At 47.0% G+C, this 5679-nt stretch carries 7 protein-coding genes; 3 read left to right on the top strand and 4 right to left on the bottom strand.

Annotated elements, in window-relative coordinates:
- Both QMZ65_RS25040 and QMZ65_RS25045 read right to left on the bottom strand, forming a co-directional pair.
- Nucleotides 1–489, bottom strand: a 489-nt coding sequence (locus QMZ65_RS25040) for a hypothetical protein (protein ID WP_283216935.1), incomplete at its 3' end; no start/stop codon positions are given.
- Between the two features lie 2 nt (nt 490–491).
- Nucleotides 492–1169, bottom strand: coding sequence for a hypothetical protein (locus QMZ65_RS25045; RefSeq protein ID WP_283216936.1), 678 nt, complete (start codon nt 1167–1169; stop codon nt 492–494).
- A 1179-nt stretch (nt 1170–2348) separates the two neighbouring features.
- Between QMZ65_RS25045 and QMZ65_RS25050 the strand changes: the two genes are divergently transcribed.
- Complete coding sequence (locus tag QMZ65_RS25050; RefSeq protein ID WP_283216937.1) at nt 2349–2474, top strand: hypothetical protein; 126 nt, start codon at nt 2349–2351, stop codon at nt 2472–2474.
- Nucleotides 2475–2796: 322 nt separating this feature from the next.
- Entirely contained in the window at nt 2797–3141 is a 345-nt protein-coding gene (locus QMZ65_RS25055) for a toxin-antitoxin system HicB family antitoxin (RefSeq protein WP_283216938.1), read from the top strand.
- Between the two features lie 386 nt (nt 3142–3527).
- Here the strand turns inward: QMZ65_RS25055 and QMZ65_RS25060 are convergent, their stop codons facing one another.
- Entirely contained in the window at nt 3528–3902 is a 375-nt protein-coding gene (locus QMZ65_RS25060) for a hypothetical protein (protein WP_283216939.1), read from the bottom strand.
- Nucleotides 3903–4076: 174 nt separating this feature from the next.
- Here QMZ65_RS25060 and QMZ65_RS25065 point away from each other — a divergent pair, with 174 nt between their 5' ends.
- Nucleotides 4077–4535: a GNAT family N-acetyltransferase gene (locus QMZ65_RS25065; RefSeq protein ID WP_283216940.1), complete on the top strand. Its 459-nt coding sequence runs from the start codon at nt 4077–4079 to the stop codon at nt 4533–4535.
- Between the two features lie 126 nt (nt 4536–4661).
- Here the strand turns inward: QMZ65_RS25065 and QMZ65_RS25070 are convergent, their stop codons facing one another.
- Nucleotides 4662–4877, bottom strand: a complete 216-nt coding sequence (locus QMZ65_RS25070; RefSeq protein ID WP_007886317.1) for a YdgH/BhsA/McbA-like domain containing protein — start codon at nt 4875–4877, stop codon at nt 4662–4664.
- Nucleotides 4878–5679: the final 802 nt, after the last annotated feature.

Consider the following 5679-nt stretch of genomic DNA (forward strand, 5'->3'; position numbering starts at 1 on the left):
CTTCTTCATTTTGTCGCCACCTAAAAAGCCAACAAGCCCTCCTCCAAACAACAAAATATAGTCTTTCACATCGTTCATTGTCGCGCCGGTGAACTTATTAAAAGCTGCTACAAGTATGAAGGTGATAATTAGAACTAGAACGCTTAGTATAGCTATTGTTGTTGGCTCTAATAATGAGCTAGCCCAAGGTGATGTTTTTATTTTGTCTATTTTATCCTTTATTTCTTTGCTATCTGTTTCGCTCTGACTTTTAACTTCAGCCATGCTGGTTTTTAGATCAGATATAGAGGTTGTCATGCTCGTATTAATAATACCTATTAATGCTGACATGGCGTCAGGATTAGAAGCAGAAGTTTCCATTTTTAAAGGTGTTCCTGTTGATGACCCCTCTGCCTTTGCTTGGGTGTGAGCATACTGGTAAAGCTTATACTGGTGATTGACTGGATCATTCCAGTTTGTGGAGCTTGTCCCCTTTGGTGTCTCGCTCATTTTTATTCTCCATTAACAGCTTTGGCAGCCACTGCTGTCGATGATGAATCGAAAAGGTGGTCTAAAACATCCAGCCACTCAGATTTATTTTTGAACAAACTTCTGTTATTTGTATCTAGTTGGATAATAAGGCAGTCTGATTCAATAACCGGCACCTGCACCTCACCGCTGGATATTTTTATGATGTTGTTTATCAAACGCCCCTTGTGGTCCTTTACATTATTTGTTCGATATTCAAGTTCCGTTAGGTTTTCTTTGTCCAGTTTTTTGAAGTAAGAGTTCATGAAGTTTTCCTTTAACTCATCACTCTTACTTATTGTTGTTGTGATTATACCTATTCGGTTTACACCAATGGCTGCACTTACATTAGTGCAAATTGTATTTGTAATGGATTTAAATAAAGAATAGTTTGACTCATTGTCGTTGTCTTCTTCATTGAAGTTAATAAAGAAGTCCATTCTGTTTTTAGCAATGTTAAACTGAAATTTGTTATCAGTCGATGTGCTCATTATTCTTGGTATTTCGGCTGGTACATCATCAGGCATGTTGTTTATTAGTGGCTGTTGATCGAGGATGTAATCCAGTTCGGTTAATAGCTTGTAGTATAATGTGTCAGGCCTTGATATTAACTCTTTTGTGAATATTGCTGCTTGAACGTTGATTGTTTTTAAATCTTTCATTGGTAGTCCCTTGATCAAGAATTTGTCTTTTTTATGGTTGCTACGATGATTTTAAACGATTATCCTCAAAAACGAAAAAACCACCCTGGCAGGTGGTTTTTCGAAGGTTAGATAGTCCTGGCAGATTATCCAACCGTGGTAACAGTCTTGTGCGAGACATGTCACCAAATCCGTCCTTTCAGTGTAGCCGTAATTTGGTTATCACTTCAAGAACTCTGAATACATCTCTCGCACATCCTGTTTACCAATGGCTACCGCCAGTGGCGATTCGTCGTGCCTTCAGGGATTGGATTCAAGTGATCAGTTGCTCTGAAGACGTGGTAGTCGGGCTGAACGGGGAGTTCGTGCTTACAGCCCAGCTTGGAGCGAACCACCTGTCCGGACCCCAGCATCAGGCGTGGAATGAGAAAACGCGGCCATTAACAGCGGAATGATGTGGGTAAATCCGTATGGTGGGAACAGGAGAGCGCACGAGGGAGCCGCCGGATGGAAACGTCCGGCATCTTTAAGTCCTGTCGGGTTTCGCCACTTCTGGCTTGAGTGTCTTTTTGTGACATTCGCCAGGAGGGCGAAGCCTATGGAAAAACGCCCTTTGGGCGCAGCCTTCCTGACCTGCCTCTTTGTGTCATGACATTACATGTGACCCCATGACGCTCGCCGCAGTGTCATGACCGAACGAAGTGAGCGAATGACCGAGGAAGCGTAATAGAACATTATCTTCAGGTGTGCTCTTAGCGCTCCGGTGTTACGTTTACGCTTTAATATACAAAGTGTGCCACTTTCGGAGGCTCTTTTATGGCATGGCACAGTGTGTCACAGGCTCAACAACTCACAGGTAAAAGCCGCCGAACGCTTTATCGTGATATGGCTTCAGGCCGCGTATCATATAGAACCAACGGAAAAGGACACCGCGAGTTTGAAACGTCAGAGCTGATCCGTGTTTATGGCGAACCTGAGCAGAGTGGCACTGATGAACGGCACAGCGTGACACAGTCACATGGCACACAAAATGAAGGCGATATGATGACAGAAATTCGCGCGCTCCGGCAGGAGGTTAGCGAACTGAAGTCGTTACTGCTTCGACTTGAGCATAAAGATCCTGCTCCTACGCCAGAAATGCAGAGGAAGCCATGGTGGCGATTCTGGCACGGGACAAAGTGAGACATAAGGACGGTTTTTATGAGCGAACGTAACCTGTTTGACGAGCTGATGCAGGGGATGGCCGAGTTAAAGGAGATGGTAGACGAGAATGCCGTTCCCGATGCGCCTAGAGGCGATTCCGGGGCGAATACCCCTGACTCCTGAAAAAGTGCCGGGGAAGACATATCCCCGGCACCCTAGCCTGAAAGTAATACTCCGTTTCTGCCGCTCATCCGAGTTACACGACCCATCAGTTCATCCGACGATCAGGATATTCTTCTGACTTACGGCCACTAAAATCTGTCACACCCAACGCATTATGCAATGCTACCCCTCACGCCTTATACATCAAGGCATGAGGGTGCATGAATGTCATTTCATTCCTGTCATGCACTATTAATTTCTATCCCTTGCAGGATAAGGCTTTGAGGTGCATGACTGGTATGCGATTCTCCGATAGTTTTTATCACTTAATCAGAGGAAGACTATGACAAGCAGGCGCCATAATTTTCAGTTCAGGCTGCCCGAGGAACTGGAAGAGATTATCAGCGTTGAAGCAAAGCGAAGGAAGGTTTCGCCAAACGAGTATGCCCGTTCACTGGTTATTTCGACTCTTAATTCCGAAGTTGGAGGAACTGATCGCGCCGATATGCTGTTCAAAATGGTAGCGACCATGGCGTTTCAGTCGGCGTATTCATCCACGGAAATTCTGCGGCAGATAAATCCGCATATGAGTGAGGAGGAAATCATTGCGATGGCCAACGAAAAAATTTTCACCAAATCACTGAGCAAAAGAGACGAACTGCTGGCGAGGTACGGTATTGCTCCCTGACGGACAGGAAATGTTTTGTGTCCACCGCCACCATATTGGCGGCTCACAAAACGCTGGTCAGGGCTGCGCCCCGACACCCGGCCAACGCCTCACGGCCGCACAGTAAACTGCGCGCCCGTTCACCGTTATTCCTTGGGTTTTATGCCGGAAATCTGCCTCCCGGAAATTTTCGTCAACGAAATTCCGTCCCATGCCGTTCCATGCATAACCATGCATGCGAGAAGAAATCATCTGGCACGTTTTTTCACGATATGGACAGGGAAAGTGCCGGAAATGCCCCGCACGTGTCAGGATCGCGCTGAGGCGGCCTGGGGAGGGGCGCGAAAGTAGTCTTATGTTAAATCAGGCTGACTGGCAGGGTCAGCCTGATCCTGCAGCAGAGCATTTTACCGGATGACGGCGACTTGGTTTTTTATAATCAGGCGCCATGGAACCATGTACATGGCGCCACCGGGAGCCTGAAGCTGTGCGGTATCCTGTGATGCATCCGGGTGCTGCTGAATAACCACAAATGATATCCCCTGAAGATTTTCGGCACTGTAAACCTGGTTTTCAGTGGTTGAAATATTCTGTGAGGGATTGCCTGAAAGCTCTATAGCTACTGATGTCCCCGGCGGACAGCTGGCACTGCTGCAGCGAACAGCCTCAGGAGCGGCAGGGGCCTGCTCGGCGTCAGTACTGCTGTCGCTTCCCGGCCCCTTATCGTAAATAAACGGGATCAGCAAAAACAGGGCGAGTACTATCCACATCCATCCTTTCAAAGCGCGTCTTTCCTTAAAAAATTTTATTGCGGTCCGCATTTTACATGTTCATGCGGCGACACAGAAAGCCCTTTGTCCGGTTCGGAAATGAACTCTTATGTTAAATCTGGGTAGACGTCATAGTCGGGACAGGCATGGTAGATTCAGGAGCTAAAACTGAACTGAGGGTAGTGAATGTTCAACATTTCAGAAGTACATAAAGGGGATTCTGATCTGGCGTGTCTGGTCAGCGAGCTCGATGCCTTTCAGAGCGAACTGTACCCTTCAGAAAGTAACCACTGCCTGGATCTTTCAGCAGTTAGTGACGAGCAGCTCCGGTGCGTGATCGTCCGTGATGAAGGGGATGCACCCGCAGGTTGTGGTGCTTTGCTGTTTCACGAAGATGGCTCAGCTGAGATTAAACGGGTTTATATTCGACCGGAATATCGGGGTCAGAAGCTCGGAGAGCGGATAGTCAGCGCAATCGAGGGGATTGCTTCAGAAAAGAATTCGCGGCTATTGAAGCTTGAAACAGGGATTCACCAGCAACCGGCTATAGCGCTTTATCGCAGATGCGGGTACGAGATATGCGATGCATTCCCCCCGTATAAAGCAGATCCGTTGAGTGTTTTTATGCGCAAAGAGCTTCCTTAACGTAACGCTGTGATAGCGCCAAGAAAGGGCGCAACAGGGATGTTATGTTCAATCCGACCGTGCAGCAGATACAAAAAAGGCCGCCCGTGGGCGACCTTTCCTGGCACTTCCTTTTGCGACCATCCGTTATTTGTACAGCTCAGCGGTCATGTGAACGACGTTATTGGTGTTGGCCTCAGTAATTTTGTAATGAGCGCCCTGCTGCTGAGCCTGTGCGGCGATTTTGGCCTCTGCACCGTCCAGTGTCAGGGAAGTCGCGGTAACGCTCTGCGCGAAGCTTGCGGCTGACATCAGTGAAAGAGCGGCGACGGCGGCGATAGACATTGCTTTGATGGTTTTCATGGTCTTTATCCTTGGTTTGTATGGTTGAAAGCCTGTGTGCTTTCGATGAGATAATGATAACCAAAGTTACTATTAGCAGATTAACAATAAATGCTGATATTGTTATCGTGCTAACTATTGCGGCGATAGGCGTACTCGATACAGGCCATCTCCAGCATCAAATCAACGAAAAAGCCGCCCGTAGGCGGCTTTCTGTTACCAGTAGTACTCGGTTGGTCGCCGTTCCGGCATCCAGACTATTCCGTCAGGGTCACAACCGGCGATCACCAGCCAGACATTGTGCCGGTCTGCCGCACGGCGTCTGCGAGTGGTGTACAGGCGATTCCAGCTTCCGGGGTTATGCCCGATCCAGTAAGACGGAGGGTGGCGATGACTGTAAGGTCTGCCGTCCGGGTAACGATCTTTTCTTGTGTTAAAAGTGCTCATACAGCCTCTGTAGATTTCAAATCATCTACAGGGTGTCGAGAACCGCCATGCACCTATTACACTTAACTTTCACCTTCTGCTCCTAAAACCTAACCTTTAGAGGCCAATAACTCATGCTGATTTAGAGAGTCACTTTATACTGGGTTAGGTAGGTAATAATCTATCACAAAGTATATTCAGCTCATCCAAAAATATGAATAATCTTTGTGGTTTATTTATTTTGGTGCGATTTATACATTATGAATCCTAACGACTTTAGAGTTCATAATGTTTGCGTAGGATCGCTATTTTTTTTCTTCCTTCTTCATTTTGTCGCCACCTAAAAAGCCAACAAGCCCTCCTCCAAACAACAAAATATAGTCTTTCACATCGTTCA

Source organism: Pantoea sp. EABMAA-21 (assembly GCF_030053335.1).
Taxonomy (GTDB): Bacteria; Pseudomonadota; Gammaproteobacteria; order Enterobacterales; family Enterobacteriaceae; genus Pantoea; species Pantoea communis.

Coding starts and splice junctions, on each gene's coding strand:
- QMZ65_RS25050 (WP_283216937.1), top strand. CDS start 2,349: ATGAGCGAACGTAACCTGTTTGACGAGCTGATGCAGGGGATGGCCGAG.
- QMZ65_RS25070 (WP_007886317.1), bottom strand. CDS start 4,877: ATGAAAACCATCAAAGCAATGTCTATCGCCGCCGTCGCCGCTCTTTCA.
- QMZ65_RS25055 (WP_283216938.1), top strand. CDS start 2,797: ATGACAAGCAGGCGCCATAATTTTCAGTTCAGGCTGCCCGAGGAACTG.
- QMZ65_RS25065 (WP_283216940.1), top strand. CDS start 4,077: ATGTTCAACATTTCAGAAGTACATAAAGGGGATTCTGATCTGGCGTGT.
- QMZ65_RS25045 (WP_283216936.1), bottom strand. CDS start 1,169: ATGAAAGATTTAAAAACAATCAACGTTCAAGCAGCAATATTCACAAAA.